We start from the raw sequence: 532 nt of genomic DNA, 5'->3' as shown, positions 1-532 counted from the left end.
CGTCGAGCAGCAGGTCGATCCGCTCCCGCGCGGTCAGCTTGCCCTTGGCGTGCTGTGCCTCCGTCGCGGCGGCGCTCGGCCCCTGGCGGGCCGACTCCTTGATCGTGGTGAGTTCGTCCAGGTGCTTCTGCATCATGTTGCGCACTCCCCTGTCTGGCCTGAATGGATCGGTGGTCAGACCGCGCCGGCCGCCAGGTCGAAGGCGTCCACGGTGCGGTCCACAGCTGCGGTGTCGTGACTGGTGTGCGTGGCCGCCGCCGGGTCGGTGCGGCGGCAGTGGCCGGCGAGCGACCGTCCGGGCCCGACCTCGACGTACCGGGTCGCCCCGGCGTACCGCAGGCGGCGGACGGTGGCGGTCCACTCGACGCGGCCGGTGAACTGGCGGCGCAGCCCGTCCGCGGCCCCGCCCGCGTCGGTCACCGGTTCGGCGGTGACCGACGAGACGAACGGCAGCACCGGGTCCTGGAACTCGGTCGCCGCCAGCGCCTCGCCGAACTCCGCCTGCACGGCCCGCATCAGCCCGCGGTGGCGC

At 74.2% G+C, this 532-nt stretch carries 1 pseudogene; it reads right to left on the bottom strand.

From position 1 onward, the window contains the following. Positions 1-174: 174 nt before the first annotated feature. Positions 175-532, bottom strand: a pseudogene (locus ACYVE9_RS30500) (ACP S-malonyltransferase); the annotation flags it as partial.

Source organism: Streptomyces sparsus, from assembly GCF_054776295.1.
Note: the sequence above shows the minus strand (reverse complement) of the source record. Positions and strands in the feature narration are given on the sequence as shown.